Raw genomic sequence first — 23,191 nt, forward strand, 5'->3', positions numbered from 1 at the left:
CCCTGATAGTTTTTCGTCTAGGGTTTTAATTTCCCCTGATAGTTTTTTATCTAAGGTTTTAATTTCCCCTGATAGTTCTGCTTGTCCAATTTCCAGTTTATTTAGTCTACCATCAATAGTTTCTAGTTTTTGGTTGACTTCGGTAAATTGCCGATCCATTTTTTGGTTGACTTCAGCAAATTGCCGATCCATTTTTTGATTGACTTCGGTAAATTGCTTCTCTATCTTTTGATCCAAACGAGATAATATTTCTTCCAGAGTATAAGTGAGAATTGGTGGGTTGGTTGTCATATATTTTGGTGATCAGTAGGTTGGCGTTAAAAATTGTCGTTATGACAAGGTAACAAGGAACAGGTTTTGGGCAACTTTACTTTTCGTTACATATTTCGGTTTTTTTCCGTTCACCATTGAGGAGATTGGGATCAATATCCGCAGTGGTGACGTTATAGTTATTTTGTCTGAGTGTTTCTGTAAATAAAGAATTAAAAATACCAATTTCTAGAACATTTTCAACCTGACTACCCAACGAAAACAATAACCGCGACTGATGATGATAACTAATAAATCTTTCTTGGGAAAGATATTGCGAACCTGTCATCACCTGAGTTCGACATAAGATAATTTGTGGAAAACTGCCCCAAGTATGAGTCTCAAACCCTGATGATCTCGTTGAAAAAAACATAACTCCGTTCGCGTAGCGTCTCCGAAGGAGAAACTCCTAACACCGAACTCAGGTGTCATCCCTAATGAAGAAATCAGTTCCATAGAAAGCCCCCTATTTATTAATGAAAATTTATTTAAAGTTTTTTACTAAAACTTAACCCGGTTTCAGCTTTATCAATGATGATAGTATCACCAGCAATGAAAGTATTTTCCAGTAACTTTGTCGCTAGGGGATTTTCAACCTCTCGCTGAATTGACCGTTTTAATGGACGTGCGCCGTAAATCGGATCATAACCAGCTTCGATAAGATGATCACAAGCGGACTGGGATATTTCAAAGGAGATTTTTTGTTCTTTAAGGAGATTTTCCACCCGTTTGAGTTGAATACGGATAATATGCCCCATTTCTGAACGATTAAGCGCGTGGAATAGAATTAAGTCATCAATACGGTTGAGAAATTCGGGGCGGAAGTGACTTCGCAAACCTTCCATAACTCTATTTCGCATCATATCATACTTAGAGTCATCACCAGCTACATCCAAAATATGTTCACTACCGATGTTGCTAGTCATGACTATGACAGTATTCCGAAAATCTACCGCCCGTCCTTGGGAATCCGTAACTCTACCATCATCCAATACCTGTAACAAAATATTAAAGATATCGGGATGGGCTTTTTCTACTTCATCTAAAAGCACAACTGAGTAAGGATGTCTGCGAATTGCTTCGGAAAGTTGTCCCCCTTCTTCATAACCAACATATCCGGGAGGCGCACCCACGAGGCGGGAAACTGAGTGTTTTTCCATGTATTCGGACATATCTAAACGCACCAAAGCATCATCAGAATCAAAGAGAAACTGAGCTAAGGCGCGGGCGAGTTCGGTTTTACCCACGCCAGTTGGTCCCATAAACAAAAATGAACCAATGGGGCGAGCCGGGTCTTTCATCCCCGCACGGGCGCGACGGATAGCCGCAGAGACGGCGGAAACGGCTTCTTCTTGACCGATTACCCGTTCGTGTAAATGACTTTCTAATTGCAGTAATTTTTGCCGTTCGGATTCTAAAAGCCGATTTACCGGGATTCCTGTCCATTTAGCAACAATTTCGGCAATATCGGCTTCCGTAACTTGTTCGCGCAACAGAGTTGAACCTTGGGTTTGAATTTCTAAAAGTTTCGCTTCTTTGACTTCTCGTTCTCTTTGCACTCCCTCTAATTTACCGTACTTGAGTTGAGCGGCTTTATTTAAATCATAGTCTCGCTCTGCTTGTTCAATTTGTACCCGCATTGCATCTTCTTCTTTTTTCAACCCGCTAATAGCTTCTAACAACTGCTTCTCACCTTGCCATTGTTCGTTAAATATTTGCTGTTTGACTGTTAAAGTAGCAATTTCTTGTTGAATCCGTTCTAATCGTTCTCTTGTTGGGGAAATACTCTGTTCCTCTCCAGATAATGACAGCTTTTCCATTTCTAGCTGCATTAAGCGTCTATCAATGGTTTCCAATTCCGCAGGTTTGGATGTAATCTCCATTTTCAATTTCGCTGCGGCTTCATCAACTAAGTCTATGGCTTTGTCTGGTAGAAAGCGATCAGCAATGTACCGCGCTGATAAGGTTGCAGCAGCGACTAAAGCGGAATCGGAAATTTTAACATTATGATGCACTTCATAACGTTCTTTCAAACCTCGCAAAATCGAAATTGTATTTTCAACTGTTGGCTGATCTACATATACCTGTTGAAATCTTCTTTCTAGTGCTGCATCTTTTTCAATAAATTTGCGATATTCATCTAAGGTGGTTGCCCCAATACAACGCAATTCACCCCGCGCTAACATTGGCTTAAGTAAGTTTCCGGCATCCATTGAACCTTGTTGATTAGAACCAGCGCCGACAACGGTATGGAGTTCATCAATAAAGAGGACTACTTGCCCATTTGATTCCGTAACTTCACGGAGGACATTTTTTAAGCGGTCTTCAAATTCACCTCTATATTTTGCTCCAGCAATCAGGCTACCGATATCCAAAGAGATTAATTGGCGGTTCTTCAAAGATTCAGGAACGTCACCATTGACCATTCTTTGGGCTAAAGCTTCGGCGATCGCAGTTTTGCCAACTCCCGGCTCACCAATTAATACAGGGTTGTTTTTGCTACGTCGAGACAATACCTGAATTACCCGGCGAATCTCATCATCTCTCCCAATCACAGGATCTAATTTTCCTGCTTTTGCTTGTTCTGTCAAATCTCGTCCAAATCTTTTCAAAGCCTCCTCTGCTACATCTGCTTCTGCTTTTGAAGATGCTTTTGCTTTGGGACTATTGCGAGTAGATTTAACCCCAAGTTCTACCTGAGCAAGATCTATATTTAAGCTTTTAAATAATCGTCTACCAACACGTTCATCATCTGCAAACGCTAAAATTATATGCCCTTCTGAGATTTCCTCCTCTCTCATTTTGGCTCTAATTTCATTAGCTTTGTCTAAGAGGATATCTAAATTTCTCCCTAGGTAAAGTTGATCACTTTTACCAACCTTGGGTTGACGTTGGGTAAAGGCCTCTAGTTGTTGTTTGAAGCGCACAGAATCAACTTCCGCACGGGTGAGAATGGCTGTAGCTAGGCTGGTAGGTTCTTCTAAAAGGGCGAGAATTAAATGTTCAACTTCTAATTGTTGTTGTTTATAAGCACGAACCACGTCTTGGGATTTCGTTACCGCTTCCCAGGCTGTATCAGTAAATTTATCAGGATCTGTAGGCTGCATTTGTAAAATTTTAGATTTTAGACTTGTAATTTAAGTTTAGGGGGGAATTGAGTAATGGGTAAAGAAGTTCTCTTCCTACCCGCTACCCTCAATTATGCTGGAGTTTTCGACTGAATCAATTCAACCTTATAACCATCTGGGTCTTCCACGAAAGCAATGACGGTTGAACCATGTTTCATAGGTCCTGGTTCTCGAACTACTTTACCACCCAGTTGTTTAATAGTCTCACAGGTAGCGTAAATATCATCCACACCCAAAGCAATATGACCATAGGCATTACCTAAATCATACTTTTCTACGCCCCAGTTGTGGGTGAGTTCTAAAACTGAATGATCACTTTCTTCTCCATAACCGACAAAAGCCAGGGTAAATTCTCCCGCTGGGTAATCTTTACGGCGAAGTAACTTCATTCCCAGAACATCACAGTAAAATTTCAAGGAATCTTCTAAATTACCGACGCGAAGCATTGTGTGTAGTAATCGCATATTTAACTTTTATTCAATTCTTATATTTTATATCTGATAGGGAATTTTCCCGAAATCTGCGTTTAATTCTGCTTTTAATTGCTAAATTGTTGATAATTCTATCTTAACTAATTTCAGCAGCGGCTTGTGGTAAAATTGATTTTAATTTCAGATGTAAGAAATTAGGACTTACGTACTGTACAAATTAACCATTATGTATAGGAATCCGGTTTGATTCTGTGAATTTACTTGTGTGGTCAGGGAACAGGGAACAGAAAAATCAGTTGTGTAATTAATTCTGTCCCATTACTTAGCTCAAAAATAGATCCCCGACTTCTTTAAGAAGTCGGGGATCTGGTATTTAGTGAAATAAGTTTTTATGGGAAAAGCTAACTTTTTTTGGCACGTATTCAGAACAGTCTATGGCTTCTTCTGTGAGAACAGTATCAGGCTTGACGGCACATTTTAAATAATGGTTATTGGCAAAAAATTGACATTTTTTACAAGGGACTTTTTGTAGAATTTTGTTTTTTACACATACCTGATCATCTGCATTGGTGCGGATTTTATGAAAAAGCAGGAGAAAAATAGCCCAAACAAAAATAAATCCCAGAGGAGCTAAAGATAGTGCTAAATCTGGTATTTGGATGTTGTGATATTGCACTTGGACTTTTTCTTGTTGAACTGCACCTTGACGAATGGACAAGTTGGTATTGTCGGTCATGAATGTATTTCCCAATACCTGCTCTATATACATCTTATTTTCCTTAATTATCTATAATGGTTCTTACAGCAATTCTCGTTTTTATGAAATACAATGGAGGGCGCAGGCCCTGCCCACATACGGATATAAAAACCGTACATCATAACATCAGAAAGCGCTGTAATTGACAACTGTGACAGAACCAAGTAGCAAACCCCTCAATATAAAGTCTGTTTTAATTGTGACTGATGTTCGATGTTGAAACTTTTAATTTAGGTCTATGATTGGTTTGGGTAAAGCTGTATATGGCTTCTGATTATAGGTTTATCAAAAGTAAAGATTAGTTATCTCTGTCAATAGTTTTGTTTTTTATTATGTGAATATATACCTGAAGTAGTACGTGGATATTAAAAATACAGTTAGTAACTCAAGTTGCTAGTTATCTCGTTGAGGCTGGTAATAAGTAATTGGTAATAAAAGCTCTGGTTTCATCCTGTTCATCCTTTAATCCTGGACATCCTGTATCCCTTACGGGAGGAGTTAGCCAATTTCGTCTTCTAGGGGACGAATAATAGTTGCTGGTGGTGCGAGTTCTGGTTGAAAGATTCCTTGTAGTGATTGTTCTAGGGTGGGTGCCATGATGATGCGATTTTCATAGGCTACTACTACTCTCACTAATGTTGGTAAACTATTTTGTGTGGCTTCTAAATAAATTGGTTCAACGTAGAGTAATGATTGTTCAATAGGAATTACTAAAAGATTACCTTGAATTACTCTTGAACCTTGACGATTCCAGAGGGAAATTTGTTGAGAAATAACTGGATCTTGATTTATTCTAGCTTCAATTTGTTCTTGTCCATAAATTAAGCGTTCTTTGGGAAAGTTATATAATACTAATTTGCCATAGTTTTCACTGTCGGAACGTGCTGCTAACCAAGCGATTAAGTTGGTGCGTTGTTTGGGTGTGTAGGGAAGTAGGAGGATGAATTCTTCAAAGGAAACGTTGGGGAGACTGGTGATTAAATAGTATGGTTCAACCTTACGGCTTTCGTTACCATAGATTTCATTGGGAATTTGCCATTGATCTTCTCGATTATAAAATACTTGGGGATCTGTCATGTGGTAGATCATTAAGCGTTCAGACTGAATTTTAAAATAATCTACTGGATAGCGGAGATGAGTGCGGAGATTGACGGGTAGATTCTTCAGTGGTTGAAACATTTTAGGAAATATTTTTGACCAAGCCGTAATTAATGGATCGGAAGCATCAGCAATGTAAAATCTGACTGTACCGTTATTAGCATCAATGACGACTTTAACAGAGTTACGGATATAGTTAATACTATTTTTACCGGTGTCTGAGTAAGGATAGCGATCGCTTGTGGTGTAAGCATCAACTATCCAATAAAGATAATTTTCTTTACCAGGAAATTGTTGATTTTGACCATCTATATGGGCATCTGCTACAACTAAATAAGGATCACTATCAAATTTTAAAAAAGGAGCAATGGTGCGAATTCGTTGATTAATATTTCGTCGAAATAATACTTTAGTTTCTGGCAGAAAATCCTGTGTAAATATCATCCTCCAGTCTTTTAAATATATGGAAAATAGCCATCTTTTCCATAGGGAGTTGATCTGAATACCACCTAATCCATCATAGCTATTATAAACATTATCGCTACCACTGGGATAATCTAATTCTTTAACTTTTGTTCCAGTCATGACATGAGTATTACTAATTTCTCCATAATAAATTCGGGGTTGTCCGATGGGAATACTGGCACGAATATTAGCACTAGAAGTATTTAATACGCTACCATTTTCGCCAATATCTTTAACAAAATATTCCGGTAATCCACCAGCAGCAACGGTATTCACGGGACTCATAGTGAAGCCATAACCATGCGTGTAAATCATATTTTGGTTTACCCATGTTTGTGCTTGGGGAGGAACATCTGGATAATTTAATTCTCTGGCGGCAATTAGTACCTGTTGTTTTTCTTGATTACCGTTACTTTTAATTAAATATCTATCAATATCAGCATCGGTAAATTTATAATAAGGGCGAATTTGTTGTAATTGACGGTTGGTTTTTAATAATGGTTCTTGATCCCAAAGCCGAATATTTCTAATTGTCAATTCATTGGCTTCGATATCTGCTTTTGTGAGTTTTCCCGTGGGGTTAAATATTTGAGAGTCAATCACATCCAAATTAAATGCTTGACGAGTTAGGGCGATATTTCGCATTATATAAGGTTGTTCTTTTTGTAATTCATTTGGCTCAACGATAAAATTTTGTACAGTCATAGGTACAATAAAGTTACCTATAGGTATCAAAGTTATATAAATACCTAAAGCATAAATTAGCCGGCGATGATGTGAAGATTTTTGTTGCCAAAATACAGTTAACCATAATAAGTATAAGGCTATAGCTAATGATAGAATATATAGTATTGTATCTGCTGGTAGTTGGGCTTGAACATCAGTATAACTAGCTCCATAGCTCACACCGCGAACCGAGTAAAGCAGTTGATAACGACTGAGCCAATAATTTAAAGATACGACTAACATTAAACAACCGACTAATCCCGATAAATGGCGCATTTGTGGAGCAGAAAACCCAGGAAAAACAGCTTTACTGAGACTATTTGCTGATAATAAATAGGTGAGAATAACGCTAATACAAGCATATAGGGATAATCCTATTAACCAAAATCCTAAAAGTTCCCAAAAGGGGAGATGGAAAATATAAAAACTGATATCCTTACCAAATAATGGTTCAGGATGATCAAAGGAAATAGGATGAAAAGATAAGAGAATTTTTGACCAATGTTGAGATAATATCCAGCCAAAACTGAGACTAAAAATAATAGCGATCGCTCCCAGGCACAATTTGCTATAAATTAATATAGCCATAGACAACCCCCCCAATAGTCCTAAAGACCAAGGTTGAGAAATTATCTGTTTTCCTAACTGTAAAATTATCTCAGACCGAAATAACAGTGGTACTGATAAACTAGATTGATTAACTTGCTCTAACCAATAGGAGAGGGCAACGTTTCCATAGTGTGTTAGCATCAGACACACCAAAAAAATTAACCCTAATATTAGAGGTAAGAGCGATCGCAATTTAATTTTACTGGTATAGTTGTCCCATTGAGGAGATTGATTATTTCTAGGATACTGAGGACTAAGAAAACTTGTTAATTTTCGACTAATTTTTAGCTCCTGTACTGACATAAAATTAGGAGAGGGAGGATATTTCCACCTTTGAGCTAAAGAGAGATTTCCTAACAAGTAAACAGCACTCACACTCACAACAAACAACCATAAACCCCCCTGAATTAACAATCGTTGCCAAAATACTTCTATATAACCAACTTCCTGAAACCAAAAAATTTCCGCACCCAAATGAGCAGCTATATCTAAGAATAGCCACACACCCAAACATCCTATCAAAACTTGAATAGTTTTCATATGCGAACCTCAACACTTCCGGTGCTGTGTAGATAATTGTAAGTTTCTGTGGGAGAATAATTTTCTAGAAAGTAGATCATAAGTCGGTAATTTTCTCACAATTGTCATCAGTAATTATGCTTACCAGTGTTGATCGGTTATTGTTTGTAAGACAAGTCCCCATTTTTAAAGAACTGCGGGATGATTTCATTGTCAGGCTGGCTTCTGTAATGAATGAGTTATCCTACCCAGCTAATTATACAATCTTTCAGCAAGGACAAGAAGGGCGATCGCTGTATATCTTAGTATCTGGTCGGGTTAAAGTCCATATTAGTGATACCAAGTTAGCAGAAGTTGACAAGGGAAACTACTTTGGTGAAATGGCGGTATTCGATACTCAACCTCGTTCCGCTGCTATTACTACTTTAGAATCTTGTGAATGTTTGGAACTTACCCAAGAACAACTTTATGATGCTATTGAAGAAACTCCAGAAATTGCGGTGAATATTATTCGTGAGTTATCTCGTTTAATTCGGAAACTCAATGAAAATATTAACTCAAGTTGCTAGTTATCTCCTTGAGGCTGGTAATGGGTAATTAGTGATAAAAGCTCTGGTTTCATCCTGGACATCCTGATTCTGACAATAGTTAAGCAGATAAACACATTGAAAAAACACTCGACGAATCATGTCTGAAAGAATGTCTAAAAGTGCTAATGGTAACATTTCTGGCTTTTCTGGATCAGATATAAGTTTGATAGCTTGATATAAAATTGATTACTGATTTAACCCTGTGGATACTGAGTAAGTATGTATTTTCATATACTCAATAAGTGTATTTATGCACGCTTACTTACATTTTTTGTATAGTCTCATTGATGATTTATTTGGGGATAAGAATAAATACTTACTGGTGATAGATCACTGTTATTGCTTGACAGTAATTGTATTAATTACGACTAATTATTCAGGCAACTTCAATATATTTACTTACTAAAACCAGAGATAAAAAACTAGGTGTGGGGTGAAAAGAGTCCAAGGATGTTGACGCTGGTGATATCTTTTGAGGAGTAAACTATTGGCAGTAAAATTTCATCTAGATACAAAAGAGATAGATGATTTTTTCGATACTTCAGAATTTACAACTACTGAGGATAAATATTAGGTAGTCATGGTGGAATTAGGCGATCGCTTAATATGAAGTTTCCCGAAGAAAATATAAAAATCTTCAAAAAAACGTTACATAGCCAAAATCCTGACTTGAAGACGGTTTACAAGCTTAAACTCAACTATAAATTTAGCCATATCCTGGAGACTTCCGCTAAAACCCTGATCCCCAAGCCCGAAAATTCATGTTAATGTATTCGAGTTACAAAACACAAAGTGAAAGCGGAACGGGTTCAAGTCTCCAGCGAGAGTCACTGTTCACAAGGTGAAAACCTCTAGCTAAAGAAAACTTAAGTTCTACAGTCGCTTTAAAATCGGACGCATGAATCAAAGACATTTGTGGACTATAGTTGCCGTAATTCTGGCCGTTTTGGGTTTACCCTCAGTTGGTCGAACTCAAACCAGGGAGGAAAGTTCCCCTACTAGGCAAACATCATCTATCAGTGGTGCAGTCAAAGTAGGAGAATACCAATCCCCAACAGGAAAACCTACCTCGGATGCTGTGATTACTAGGATTCATCCCCACAGTATCAAAGGTTTACAAGCAGCTACTCTTTATGTTCGGGACATTCCTGTTCTGACTTTTTTGGGTTCTACCCCAGTTACTAACAACAAAACTAAGGTTGGAGTAATTGGCAATAATGAGAATATCAATCCTGACTCTCTTGTTGCTACCAATACAGCCAAAGTTGCCAGTTTTAGCAATACTGGTAATACAATCAATTTTAACAAACAAGTTAGCTCCATTGACAATGATCCAATTCAGAAAGCTAGTGTGATCGCCGCTAGAATTAACGAACTCATCCAGAACAATGTAGATGCCAGCAAGATTACTGTCAGTTGGAAAACAGCGGATAATTCCGTAATTAACAATAAAGCCGATAAAAAAGGCTTCCTCCGTCAACAACCGTCAGTGGCTCGCTACACCATTACCATTGACGGTCTGGAACTGGTAGAAGTCAATGCGGGTACTAGATTAGCAGATACCACAGAAAATCTTGCCCAGGATGCCTTACAAGCAACTAATAGACTGCGGAGACTAATCGGCAACGCTTCTCCCATTCAGACAATTGCTAACTTACCTGTTAGTGAATCAGTTCCTAGTGCCAGTCTACCCCGGAAGATTGCCTTCGGTAATCTCAATATCAGTTTCCGGGGGATAGCTTCTTGGTATGGATATGATTGGTCTGGCAATAAAACCGCCAGTGGCGAAAGATATAATCCCGAAGGACTAACTGCGGCTCATCGTAGCTTACCGATGGGAACAAAAATCCGTGTCACTAACACCCGTAATGGTCGTTCTGTGGTTGTCAGAATCAATGATCGAGGTCCCTTCATCCGAGGTCGAATTATTGACCTTTCCGCCGGTGCGGCGCGGATTTTGGGCATGATCAGCAGTGGTGTTGCTCCAGTTAGTCTTGAGGTTTTAGGAAAATAACCCGTTTCCTGTGACAACCGGAAGAGGCAGTGGGGAAGGGAGCAGCGAGCGGGGGAAGCCCCGTCTTTCTATGAAGCTTATACAGGACTGATTGCCAGCTAAGTCCCAATATTCCCCCTTGCCTCTGCCCTTTTCCTCTTCGTGACTCTGTTTTCGCTTTTCACGATTCAGTTCCCCTGGTTCTTCGATTTTATCTCCCAATTATCCTTTGCGCCACGCTGCGCTATCGGATATACACTAACGGGGGAAAGGATAGAAACTAGGGGTATTTTGTGCTCGTGCTGACAACAGTTGTAGCTTTACGCTGCTATTTAAATCATCGTCGCTGGCAAGGCCATCTGAGGCTACCAGATGATCTCGGACTGGATGAACAAACCAGTTGGTATCCCACAGCGGTTGGTTTAGTGCCAACTATGGGAGGGTTACATCAGGGGCATTTAAGTTTGATTAAACGGGCTAGACAGGAAAATGCGACGGTAATTGTGAGTATTTTTGTCAATCCTCTGCAATTTGGACCGAACGAGGACTATCAATGCTATCCTCGCACTTTGGCACAAGACCGAGAATTTTGTGAACAGGCGGGAGTTGATGTAGTTTTTGCCCCAACTCCGGAAGAAATTGGTGTACCGGGGAAGAATATAGCAGCAACTCAAGTGACACAAGTGATCCCTCCATCTGATATGATATCTAGCTTGTGTGGTAATTTTCGTCCAGGTCATTTTACTGGTGTGGCAACTATTGTCACTAAGCTTTTAAACTTGGTACAACCTGACCGAGCTTACTTTGGACAAAAGGATGGTCAACAATTGGCAATTATTAAACGGTTAGTAGCTGATTTGAATTTGCCAGTAGAAGTTGTTCCTTGTCCTACGGTGCGGGAGGTGTCCGGCTTGGCTTTAAGTTCTCGTAATCAATATTTGACGGCTACAGAAAAAGAGCAAGCAACTGTGTTATTTAAAGGTTTAGGACAAGCTGAAGCGGCGTTTCGGGCTGGCGTTCGTGACAGTGGTGAACTCATAGCATTAGCGCGGCAAGAAATCGCAAAAGTTAGCACTATCAGCTTGGAATATATTGAATTGGTTGAACCGAATACGTTGATGTTTTTAGAAAAAGTTGAGGATGAAGGAATGTTGGCGATCGCTGCTCGTCTTGGTTCTACACGGTTAATTGATAATACGATTTTGCGCGATGGTAATAATGGATTACGCCAACCGATTATTGCTATTGATGGTCCGGCTGGTGCTGGTAAATCTACGGTGGCTCGTCAAGTGGCTCAGGAATTAGGTTTGGTGTACTTGGATACTGGTGCTATGTACCGGGCGATCGCTTGGCTAGTCATGGAACAGGGAATTGCCATTGATGACGATTGTGCTGTGGCGGAATTAGCCACTCGCTGCAAAATCGAACTCACTCCTAGTCAAAGTCTGCAAACTCCCGTCCGAGTCCAGATTAATGACATTGACGTTACTCAAAAAATTCGCACAGTTGAGGTAACATCTCTAGTATCGGCGATCGCTGCCCAAAGTGCAGTTCGTCAAGCCTTGGTCAAACAGCAGCAAAGTTGGGGACAACGCGGGGGGTTAGTGGCAGAAGGTCGAGACATAGGCACTCACGTCTTCCCCAATGCGGAAATCAAAATCTTCTTAACCGCTTCCGTCGGTGAACGAGCGCGTCGTCGTCAGCAAGACTTTCAAAAAACAGGTTCAATCTTGAGTTTAGAACAACTAGAACAGGAGATTGCTGAACGCGACTTCAAAGATAGCACCCGGAAAGTCTCCCCTTTGCAAAAAGCGGCTGATGCCATTGAACTGCAAACCGACGGTTTAACTGCTTCTGAAGTAGCAGCACAAATCATTAGCCATTACAACCAGCGCCTATCCCATTGGTAGATCACCCGTAGGGGCGCAGGCCCTGGGACCAAATTCCTCAAGGGCAAAACAGTGGTGAGCGCCTTTCAGTGCTTTGAACTACATCCTAAACTATTTCTAGATTCATTCATCTATCTTGCGGTGGATATTAGGCTTTTTTCTCACGCAGAGGCGCAGAGGCGCAGAGAGGAGTTTGCTCTAAATAGATGAAATTTGCGTTGTTTATAAACTAATTGGTGGGAATTTTCACTTTGGTAGTAGAATAGCAATGTTAAGTTTTGTATAAAATTCCTGAATACGAAACCTGTAATTTGCCTAGCTCTGGCAATGGCTTTCAACTAGAAAACAGTAAAGAGAGGATTTCACAAAATGGCATTTACCCAACCAGCTTTACCCTTTGCTTCTGATGCCTTAGAATCCTATGGCATGAAGGCTGAAACCTTTGAATATCACTATGGTAAGCATCATAAAGCTTATGTAGATAATTTGAACAAGCTTGTTGATGGTACAGAATTAGCTCACAAGTCTTTGGAGGAAGTAATTCAAATCGCTTTTGGTGATTCTACAAAAGCTGGAATCTTCAACAATGCTGCTCAGGTTTGGAATCACTCCTTCTTCTGGAATTGCTTGAAACCAGCGGGTGGGGGCGCTCCTACAGGCGCATTAGCTGCTAAAATTGATCAGGATTTTGGTAGTTTCGACAAATTCAAAGAAGAATTTTCCAATGCTGCTGCTACTCAATTCGGTAGCGGTTGGGCTTGGTTGGTTGATGATGGTGGTACACTAAAAGTCATGAAAACCCCCAACGCCGAAAACCCCCTCGCACATGGTAAAAAAGCACTGTTAACCATTGACGTTTGGGAACACGCTTATTACATTGACTTCAAAAATGCTCGTCCCGCATTCATCAAGAATTTCTTAGATAATTTGGTGAACTGGGATTTTGTGGCTGCGAATTTCGCCGCTTAGATTTTAATAGATAATGGGTAATGGGTAATGGGTAATTGCTAAGATTTTTACTTATTACCCCTTATCCAATACTGTTCGGTTAAGGAAATGTAGGTTGGCTTGAACGATAGTAAAACCCAACAAATGCTTACATAGCGGTATGCACTTGAGTGAGATACAATCAGCAAATCGTAAAACCTGTAGGGGCGGGGTTTCCCCGCCCTCAATTGTATTGATTCCGAACGATAACCGCTATAAATGTTGGGTTTGGTTGCGTCAACTCAACCTACGCAATTTTATTGTTTGAGCTTAACCGACAAGTATTGAAACTCATGCTATTTAATTTTTTTAAAAGTTCTCAGTCCGCCATTACAACAAATATTGAATTTAAGTCTAGTTGGTGTGTAGCTTACGGAAAAATCAATAATTTCACAAAAGATATAATTTGGCAAGATCAGCAATTTGCCGTTATTGCTGAATCAGATAACTTGGCAATCAGTTATAATCAAAGATTTGTCGTAGTTGGAGATATTTGGTTAACTAATCGTGGAGAATTATTGCAAAAATTAGGAATGGATATTCATGATAGTTGCAGTCATCAACAAATAGTAGCCCAACTTTGGCAGAAATACAATTCTGAATGTTTAAACCTCCTAGTGGGAATGTTTGGTTTAGTAGTTTGGGATTGTGAAAAACAGGAATTATATTTAATTAGAGATGCTATCGGTAGCCGCACTTTATATTATACTAAAATTGGTGCAACTTGTTGGATAGCGCCAAAATTAAGAACTCTGACACCTTATCGTTCTGATAATTTAGATTTAGTCGCATTACGAGATTATCTTTGTTGTGCATTTGTGCCGGGAGAAAGGACACTTTGGCAAGATATCAAGGAAATTCGTACTGGTAGTTTTCTGCAAATGCCGTCGCAACAAGTTTATCATTATTGGCAACTCAAAGAACAAATTATAGACACAAATCAATCTTTAGCATGGTATGGGGAAAAACTCCGTTCTCTACTTGAACAAGTTGTTAAAGAATATTTACCCGAAAATCAACCTGTTGGTGTTTTCCTTTCTGGTGGTTTAGATTCTAGTAGTATTACCGCATTAGCGGCAAAATTACATAATGCACCAATTCACACCTATTCTATTCATTTTGGGACGGAAACTGCAAATGAATTAGAATTTTCTAGTTTGGTTGCCAAACATTGCGAAACTCAACATCACATCTTAGAAATTACCTTTCGGGATATGTGGAAACGTCTTCCAGAAACAATGGCTTATTTAGATGATCCTATTGGTGATCCTTTGACAGTTCCTAATTTATTAATAGGGAGAATTGCGCGGAAAAATGTGCAAATTACCCTGAATGGAGAAGGTGGAGATCCTTGTTTTGGTGGTCCTAAAAATCAACCTATGTTAATTAATAGTTTATATGGTGCTATTAATAATCAGGATTCATTACAAGCATTTTTAATTTCTTTTCAAAAGTGCGCTTTAGACTTACCGCAACTTTTAAAACCGGAAATTTGGCAAAGTTTAAAAAATGAATCTAATGAATCTTCTGTATTTTATGATGATTTAAATGCCGATGTCAATTATTTAAATAGATTAATGGCATTGAATATTAAATTTAAAGGTGCTGATCAAATTTTAACCAAGGTGAATAATTTAACCCAAGCGGCAGATTTACAGGGTTTATCACCATTATTTGATCAGCGTGTAGTTGAATTAAGTATGCAAGTTCCTCCAGAATATAAACTTTCAGGAGTGGAAGAAAAGGCAGTTTTGAAAACCGCAGTGAGTGATATTTTACCAGATAGGATTATTCATCGTCCTAAAAGTGGGATGATGGTTCCCGTGCAATTGGGATTTAGAAAATATTGGCAACGGCAAGCCAGGAAATTATTGTTAAATGAAAAAAGTGAGATATCAGCTTATATTAATCAGGATATATTGCGTGAATGGTTAGATTTTAAGGGGGATGTTTGGGGTAGATATGGCATTAAATTATGGTTATTAGTAAGTTTGGAAATCTGGTTGGGGGTCAATAAATCAATATGATTGAGGGTGGGGTTTCCCCGCCCCTACCGGCTTTAGGATTTGGTGACTAGTAGTCTGTCAAAGAAATTTTCACGGATAAAGAAGAAATGAACCACGGAGGATGCAAAGAGCGCGAAGGAAGAAGAAAAATTTATTTACCCGTCAATTAGTCCTTGACAGACTACTAGTACAGCACGGCGTAAATAAAACAACCATTCTTCATCACTAAAAAGCTTACGCCATATTATTTTTGACTTTTGACTTTTGACTTCCGCCTTGCGGTACTCTAGTACATACCGCTATATTGTTAATTTACAATTTCTGCAATAATTCCTGAGTTAACTGCATAAATGCTTTAGAACCGGCTGTATTTGGACTTAGTAAAGAAACAGGCATAAAACTATCAACAGCTTTGGCTACATTAACATCAACAGGGATTTGAGCTTTACAGATTTTATCTACTCCAAAATCTTCGACCACTCGGTGCATTACCTGTTTATAATATCTACCATTCAGGAGATTGGCATTGGACATACTAAAGACAATTCCCAACATTTTAATATCTATTTTGGCTTCATGTTCGTGACTTTCTTTTAATTGGGCAATGCGTCTTTCTAAAAGTTGAATTCCGACTACAGATAGGGGTTCTGGTCTAGCGGGAAGAATGTAGAAATCACTGGTAGCTAAAGCACTTCGAGTCAAGAGATTATAACCGGGAGCGCAATCTAAAAGAATAAAATCATACTCATTGCGGATGGGTTCTAAAATATCTCTAATTAAGACCCTTTCAAAGCGATTCCAGATGGTTTCAAAATCCTGTTCTCCTAATGCTACTGATTGATTATGCAGCATTTCTGAAACTACAAATTCATCATATAAATCTATGTCTCCTGGTAATAAATTTAATCCTGTCAGGTTACAAAGTTGAGGTTGAATGATGTCCCCAATTGTAAATTTTGCCCCTGGTTCAGGGTTGATAATTTGATCTAGTAAATATCTAAATGTCTTTCTGTGTTTGCGACGTTTAGCAAAGTCAACGGGTGACATTAAACTCAGTGTGGCACTGATTTGACTATCTAAATCTAAAACAAGTACCTTTTTTCCGTGATTTTTGGCTAAACAGGTGGCTATATTCACGGTAATGGTGGTTTTACCGACTCCACCTTTCATGTTTGCGGTTGCAATTACATATCCCATTTTAATTCCTCTACTGACGCTTTCCCAATGATATAGCGTTCATATTATCTAATAAATTTTAACTTTAGTTATGTTACTTAGATCCCCGACTTCTTAGAGAAGTCGGGGATCTTTTTAAGGTAGCTGAATAGTTTTTGCTAATAAGCTTTGAAGACGTTGTAGTTGCGAACCACCTTGGTAAACTAAATCACCTTTGCCTAATAAATAGGCTGCTGTTGTTTCTTTTCCACCCAGAATAATACATGAGTCTGCTTGGCTGGAGGTACGCAGGGCGACTCGTCCAGGTAGGTTAGAACGGATAATTGGGGTGACAATACTGGCTTCTGGACGTTGTGTAGAAATAATTAGATGAATGCCGGCGGCTCTTGCCATTGCGCCTAAACGTTTGATACTTTGTTCTAAGATGGTGCGAATTTCTTTTTCTGCCATAAAATCGGCATATTCATCAAATATACAGACAATACGCGGTAAAGCTGAGGAAGAACGTTGATTATAGGTCATTAAATCTGCACATTTAGCTTTTTCAAATTTCTGATAACGAGATTCCATTTCTGCAACTAGTTCCTGCATTAATTCTACGGCGCGATCGCTATCTTTGACAACTGGTGCATATAACCATGACATTTGTTCAAATTCGGGAAATGTTACCCGCTTGGGGTCAACTAAGGCAATTTTGAGATGTTGGGGAGAATGACGATAGATTAAACTGAGGAGTAAGGATCTCAAAAACTCACTTTTTCCACTGCCTGTTGTTCCCCCCACCAAAAAATGACAAGTATTTGGATCTGATAAATCAGCCTCTAATAACTTACCATCAATACTTACCCCAATAGCAATTTTTATGGGTGCTGTTGGGGGTAAAAATTGCTTTTGAATAAAATCTTCAAATTTAGCAATTTGCCTATCTTGACGGGGTAAATCAACACTAACATAACCAGCTTGGGGAGCAATTAAAGGGGGATTTTCTAACCCTAATTGTACTTGTAAATCTGCGGATAATTTCAAAATTGAAGGAACTTTCACACCTAAATGTGGTTTAATTTTCACCCGAATAAATGCCGGACTTACATCAGCACCATAATAATCTACATTAACCTTAAAAGATTCTAGAATTGTCACTAAAGATGCGCCAATTTCATCAGCATTAATAGTTGGCTCGGGCTTTTTTCTAGGAGGTTCTGTATCTGAATTTTGATCATGATTAGATTCAACATCGAAAAAAGTCTGACATTTTTGTTGTTGGGGGCAAATTTCACATAAATGAGGTTGAGTTGTCGCTGGTGGTGGGTTAGGATTGGGAGATTCCCAACTTAACCATTCTTGCATTTTTAATAATTTATAGGGAATTAATTGATGAACCGTATTTTCTAACTGTTCCCAAGAATATTTGTACTCTTTAAATTCTGGTAAAACACAATAAACAGCAGAATCAACAGGTGCTTTTTTCTGCTTCCACAACATATAGCTATAAAGAGAAACTTGTGCTAATTGTGCTGATAAATCTACAGATTGATAGGTTTTAAACTCCACCATACAAAGGCGTTTAAGTTCAAAGTTAAAAACCAGACAATCAAACTCACCTCTAATTAATTGTTTTGTCCCATTAGGTAAATCAAAGTAATATTCTAAATTCTGTTCTCCAGAAATAAAAGTATTAGAAATAAGTGTTTCTGCACTGCAATAACGACGATTAATTACTAACAATTCAGTAAACTTTTTAATTAATCCTTGTAAACCTTGCCAAACTTGTAATAATACAGGTGCTTTACTTCCGTCTTGTACAATTACATCTTGTAAATAGGGAAAGAACTTAATTTGATAGAATAATTGTTGAATTTCCGATGTAATTTGATCTACATTTAATTGTGTTGTAGATGGATTAAATAAACTTTTAAATCTGGGTTCAATCAGCAGTAAATTAATAAAATCATCTGCTAATTTATGAAAAACATTACCAACACCCCCAAGAGTATCTTTAGGAGAGAATATTGCTTTACAATTAAAATGGTGATTTAGATAAAATAGTCGAGGACATTCAAAAGCTAATCTAACTTTAGTGGGAGTTAAAGAGGAATTTTCAGATTTGTGATCTACCATATTAAATACACGACTGATAACAGGATTGGATATTTCAAGCAAGCGACGATGAACAGCAGCTAAATAAACTGTATCCATTGCTGCATAGTTTAACTGTTTTTGAGTCAGGGGACGTTTTCCCCAATCACTGCTTCCTCCTTCTGCGTCTACATGAGAAAATTGACAGAGTTCAGCAGCTAGAGTTTTTAGTTTTAAGTTGGTAGTTTGTAAAACTTCTTTGGTGATTTTTCTCGCTATTTTCAAAGTACAAGTCACATTTTGAGCTAGTTCTTTTCCTAAATATTTTAAATCAAAACCAGCATTATGAAAAACTTTCTCAATTTGAGAATTAATCATGATTTGGTTAATGAAATATGCAGCTAAATCAGGTTTATCTAAAACATCAAAAATGTAAGCAGATTCACCAGTTAAATCTGTATAATCAGCCAATACCTGAATTAGTGCTAATTTTGGTTTATTGGTATACCAATCAGCAATTTCTGTGTCTATCCATAGAGTTTTAGATAGGGATAGTTGGGAAATTTGCTTGTAGATTTCAGAAGCTTCTGTTAGGTAGTGCATTGGCTGATATGAAAAGTGTGCTGGATAGATTACTTGTGAAGAACTAAACAAATTGATTGAGCTTCTGGCTTTTCGTCGGGGTTAACAATTTTAACTTTATCTTCCTGACATAGTTGTTCAATCAGACTCCAAATTTCACTTTCTTTTGCATCAGGAAATTGGTTAACTGCTTGTGAAATTAAAGTAGGTACTCCCATAAATGCTTGAGTTTTCACGAGATTTAATAGGAAATTTTTAACAGGTCTTAAATCTTTTCCTTCTTTACAATTTGTTTCTGACTTTCGATTTGATTTAGCAACAATATCTAAATCCTGTAATAAAGTACATTGATTCAATATCTCAGCTTCATTAATTAAGGTTTCTAATCTTTGTAAATTAATCGGTTTCCCACCAATTACTAACTCTTGAGATTTGGCAGAATTTACCAAACTTTGATATGTTGCTAAGTAATGAATAGAAGCCAGACTTGGTTTAATATGAACATGATTAGTATTGGTGAAAATCTTCCTATAGAGTTGATTTCCTGCCAGATTTGGTTTTCCTAAATCTCCAGCACGGATTAAGTGCATAGTGTGACAGAGATTTTTTTGAATTACTATTTGACAAGCATTCATTACATGATAAAAACTATTCATATTTGAATCTTCTGTCCAAACTATACCCAATTTTTCCCGATTTGTAGGATGTTGATAACTCAAGGAATAACTAGCATATTTTCCGCTTAAAAGTTTAGACTTAACTCCCTGTATTTTTAAAGTAGATATAGACTGTTGCAACATCTGAATTAAATCAGGTGATGATAATAAAGAAATCTTGGTAATTTTCCCCTGGCTTTTTGTATATTCGTGCTGCCATAATAATTGAAATTCTGCTTGAATTATATCTTGATCATTTAGAGGTGGTGCTGGAAGAATAATTATAGGTTTAGGAACAGTTTTTGCATTGGGTGTTGTTACCTTTATTTGTATTGTAACTGGTTCGGGCTTGGGTTTTTCATCTAATAATGAACCTTTATATTTTTGATATTCATCACGACCTAAAACTAATGTATTTCTAGGCATAGTTTTACCACCAGGGGAGGTCTTATCCAACATTTCCCGATTTAGGGGAAAAATAGGAGATTCAGGTCTAGGATTTGCTAGTTGATGTAATGGCTGAAGTTGATAAGCCCAAAGTGCTTCTGCCTGTTCTATAGTAATACGTTTTAAATCAATTATTTTATGTATTCCGGCTTTATCTGCTGGGAGAACTCGATCAAAATGCCGTTTTAATGTGTTTGTAATAACGCTAATTATCACCAAGAAATTTTTTAAATTATCCCCATGAATTGTGGTGTTGACATTAAAAAAAGGTTGTATGTCCAAAAAACCTTCTGGTAACTGGGGCATAGTATCTAAATTGTCAAAACATAAAACAATCGGTTGGGTTTGTGTAGAAATTCTGCCAAAGTTTGCTAAGATATTTTTTGCAGCATCTTCTGTATCAATGCAAGTTTTGACCTTGATTTCTTTCATCGAATCTTCATTTAAATCATCACCACGCAGCCATTCACAAGCTAAATCATATAATTCTGGATTTGCGAGATCATGTAACACTCCAAAAAACATATCAGGGTTATAAATACCTGTTTTTTTATAACTATCCTTGAGGTGTTTTATAAATTTTTGCCGATTACTTTGTAATGCTTCCCAAAAATTATCATTAAATATTCGTTGCTTGATATCACTTCTTGTAAATGCGGTTAAACTTTTCAACCACAACATTAACTGTGATTCTTTCTCCCCTTCAGGAACTTGAATTAAACTATCAACGGTGTGACGTAGAATATGCCGCCAGATATTACTACTATCAGCCCAATTACAGAGAATATAGGCGAAAAAGGCTTTTCGGTTAAGAGTACGTTTAAGCCGACCTAATAAATAACTTTTACCAGAACCAGACTCACCAGCTAATAAAGCTGTACGACTACGATGATCTTTACCTACTAAATCAAGTAAACCTTCAATTTCTATGATTGTCTCTTGATGAATTGATTCAACCATGAGTTTTGAATCTTGTTCTTCAGCCCAAAAATTAGTGGGCTTTAAATTAATCACGTCAAAAGGGTTGACCTCGCGTTTAATAATGTCCTTAATGTCTGTCATAGATACACATTGGTGAGAGGAAGAAGTGATGAAAAAATGAAAAATATTGGAAACCCTGTTAATTAACTATGATAAAGAACAGTTGTCCACCAATATTTTGAGGAATTCCCGCGTCAATTTGTTCTGGTGTATAAGCACTGACTTCTTGTAAGGTACTAAAATCAATTTTGTCACTTTTTTGCAACCGATACAACGCCTGATCTAAATCATCTCGTAATAAAGGCGGTTGTAACTTTTGCCGTAAATGGAAAATTGGTAAATAATTCTCTGTACCCAATTCTTGATCTAATTTCTTGATAGTCTCTAAAATTTCTTCATCACTGATATTGCCATTAATATCAGAACGTGATTCTACATTATCAGAACTAGAAACTTGTTCTGAATTAAGCCGTAAATTCTTGCGTAAAAACCGCACATAATTACCCAGCAAATTAAAGTCTATATTTGCTTTTCCCTCGGGATTATATTCATCCCGCAAAACCTCAATTCCTCTTTCCGTTAACCAAACTTCAGCCTTAACCCTTTTCATCTTGATTTCAGCAGCAATTAAACCCCGTTCACTCAATGTTTTTAAGATTGCGTCTCGTTCATCTGATTTTAGTGATGAAATTTTGATTTCACTGGGCGCTATTTTTCCAGAACTTTTACCTATCTTCTCCAGTACCTTCAGTTCTTTATCATCAATAGGTAATTGTGCCGAGTCGAGTTTCAGCAGTGCTTGACCAGGAGGTAAAATCTTGACTGTGGCAATTTCGCGGGAATAGTCTACATATTCCAGTTCCCCCAAATCTCGACAAATTTTGGTTTTCTCACCTTTAAAACTATCAAAAGTGCTAGAACTCAAGCCAGTACGATAATTGGGACATCCCAACAGCTTTAAGATGAACTTTAACTCTTTCGTTTCCATAGGGTTAGTCTTGCTGTATTCGATACTTGACTACTTTAGCGCGAATCACAAAAAAATAACACACAGTTTCCATATTAACTCTAATAAGAGCGATTTTTCACTAAAAACTCAAAATATTATCCAAGTTTTCACTGATTACTTTCTAAATAAAAGACGGATTTTTTCTAGAGTTTTTCTACAAGCTTCCATGACATCAAAAAATTGGGAAGACTTGGATCTTCTATCCATTCGACTTTTTTAGAAAAATTTTATACAGATATTAAGTAAGTAGACGAAAATAAATCAAAGTAGATTAAGTAATGTAAAAAATCTGGAGATGATTTCGTAGTGAGGGCTTCAGCCCTCAAATGACGAATAAATTCCTCACTACAAACTTTGAATTATTCAAGCCGTTCTACTTAAATAAATTCCACCATATAGCGAGATTTGTATGTATCATCTTTTAGATAACCAGATCATTCTATCTTTGACATTTCCTGCCCATTCACAAAAGTTTAACTATTCATATTTGCACATTCTTGACCGGAAATTCACAGTATCAATTTATCAGAGATCAAATCATGAGTAATTACCTCCACTGTCCACGCACTTATCTACTACAAAAACCAGTAAACAATAATCAAATACCAGAACAAGGATTATGTGATTTCTGCTGGAATGAATATAGTTTTTGTTGGTCTGAATACTGTTTAAATGAATGGTATGAACTGCAAATAAAACATGACAATCTCAAAAGTAAACATCATACAAAAGACAAAAACTAAAATAGACCTGACAA

At 37.6% G+C, this 23,191-nt stretch carries 16 protein-coding genes; 6 read left to right on the forward strand and 10 right to left on the reverse strand.

From position 1 onward, the window contains the following. The 6 genes from PN471_RS14115 to PN471_RS14140 form a co-directional block, all read right to left on the reverse strand. Window positions 1-291 (reverse strand): hypothetical protein (locus tag PN471_RS14115; protein WP_271777393.1); only part of this gene is annotated, 291 nt, incomplete at its 3' end. 76 nt (window positions 292-367) lie between these two features. After that, entirely contained in the window at window positions 368-682 is a 315-nt protein-coding gene (locus tag PN471_RS14120; protein ID WP_271777394.1) for a hypothetical protein, read from the reverse strand. Window positions 683-797: 115 nt separating this feature from the next. Next, window positions 798-3,416 carry an ATP-dependent chaperone ClpB gene (gene clpB / locus PN471_RS14125; protein WP_193890637.1) on the reverse strand — a complete coding sequence of 873 codons (2,619 nt, stop codon included), beginning with the start codon at window positions 3,414-3,416 and terminating at the stop codon, window positions 798-800. Window positions 3,417-3,508: 92 nt separating this feature from the next. Then, entirely contained in the window at window positions 3,509-3,901 is a 393-nt protein-coding gene (gene gloA / locus PN471_RS14130) for a lactoylglutathione lyase (protein WP_193890640.1), read from the reverse strand. Window positions 3,902-4,241: 340 nt separating this feature from the next. After that, entirely contained in the window at window positions 4,242-4,637 is a 396-nt protein-coding gene (locus PN471_RS14135) for a hypothetical protein (RefSeq protein ID WP_193890643.1), read from the reverse strand. Window positions 4,638-5,123: 486 nt separating this feature from the next. Further along, window positions 5,124-8,063 (reverse strand): UPF0182 family protein, encoded by a 2,940-nt coding sequence (locus tag PN471_RS14140; protein ID WP_271777395.1) that lies wholly within the window; start codon window positions 8,061-8,063, stop codon window positions 5,124-5,126. 116 nt (window positions 8,064-8,179) lie between these two features. Here PN471_RS14140 and PN471_RS14145 point away from each other — a divergent pair, with 116 nt between their 5' ends. The 5 genes from PN471_RS14145 to PN471_RS14165 all read left to right on the forward strand — a co-directional run bounded on the left by PN471_RS14145 (window position 8,180) and on the right by PN471_RS14165 (window position 15,528). Next, window positions 8,180-8,611 (forward strand): Crp/Fnr family transcriptional regulator, encoded by a 432-nt coding sequence (locus PN471_RS14145; RefSeq protein WP_193890650.1) that lies wholly within the window; start codon window positions 8,180-8,182, stop codon window positions 8,609-8,611. A gap of 919 nt (window positions 8,612-9,530) precedes the next feature. After that, entirely contained in the window at window positions 9,531-10,646 is a 1,116-nt protein-coding gene (locus PN471_RS14150; RefSeq protein WP_271777396.1) for a septal ring lytic transglycosylase RlpA family protein, read from the forward strand. A 272-nt stretch (window positions 10,647-10,918) separates the two neighbouring features. Beyond that, window positions 10,919-12,535, forward strand: coding sequence for a bifunctional pantoate--beta-alanine ligase/(d)CMP kinase (locus PN471_RS14155; protein ID WP_271777397.1), 1,617 nt, complete (start codon window positions 10,919-10,921; stop codon window positions 12,533-12,535). 348 nt (window positions 12,536-12,883) lie between these two features. Beyond that, window positions 12,884-13,483, forward strand: coding sequence for a superoxide dismutase (locus tag PN471_RS14160; RefSeq protein WP_271777398.1), 600 nt, complete (start codon window positions 12,884-12,886; stop codon window positions 13,481-13,483). A gap of 311 nt (window positions 13,484-13,794) precedes the next feature. Beyond that, window positions 13,795-15,528: an asparagine synthetase B family protein gene (locus PN471_RS14165; protein WP_271777399.1), complete on the forward strand. Its 1,734-nt coding sequence runs from the start codon at window positions 13,795-13,797 to the stop codon at window positions 15,526-15,528. 291 nt (window positions 15,529-15,819) lie between these two features. Here PN471_RS14165 and PN471_RS14170 read toward each other — a convergent pair whose 3' ends face one another. From PN471_RS14170 to PN471_RS14185, 4 genes are all read right to left on the reverse strand, one after another. After that, on the reverse strand, window positions 15,820-16,704 hold the full coding sequence (locus PN471_RS14170; protein ID WP_271777400.1) for a ParA family protein: 885 nt from the start codon (window positions 16,702-16,704) through the stop codon (window positions 15,820-15,822). Between the two features lie 114 nt (window positions 16,705-16,818). Then, complete coding sequence (locus tag PN471_RS14175; RefSeq protein WP_271777401.1) at window positions 16,819-19,362, reverse strand: DNA translocase FtsK; 2,544 nt, start codon at window positions 19,360-19,362, stop codon at window positions 16,819-16,821. Between the two features lie 29 nt (window positions 19,363-19,391). Further along, complete coding sequence (locus PN471_RS14180) at window positions 19,392-21,506, reverse strand: ATP-binding protein (RefSeq protein ID WP_271777402.1); 2,115 nt, start codon at window positions 21,504-21,506, stop codon at window positions 19,392-19,394. A gap of 58 nt (window positions 21,507-21,564) precedes the next feature. Beyond that, on the reverse strand, window positions 21,565-22,413 hold the full coding sequence (locus tag PN471_RS14185) for a transcription factor RcaD (protein ID WP_271777403.1): 849 nt from the start codon (window positions 22,411-22,413) through the stop codon (window positions 21,565-21,567). A 560-nt stretch (window positions 22,414-22,973) separates the two neighbouring features. Between PN471_RS14185 and PN471_RS14190 the strand changes: the two genes are divergently transcribed. Next, window positions 22,974-23,177: a hypothetical protein gene (locus PN471_RS14190; protein WP_271777404.1), complete on the forward strand. Its 204-nt coding sequence runs from the start codon at window positions 22,974-22,976 to the stop codon at window positions 23,175-23,177. The last annotated feature ends 14 nt before the right edge of the window (window positions 23,178-23,191 follow it).

Source organism: Aphanizomenon sp. CS-733/32 (genome assembly GCF_028330045.1).
GTDB classification, from domain to species: domain Bacteria; phylum Cyanobacteriota; class Cyanobacteriia; order Cyanobacteriales; family Nostocaceae; genus Dolichospermum; species Dolichospermum gracile.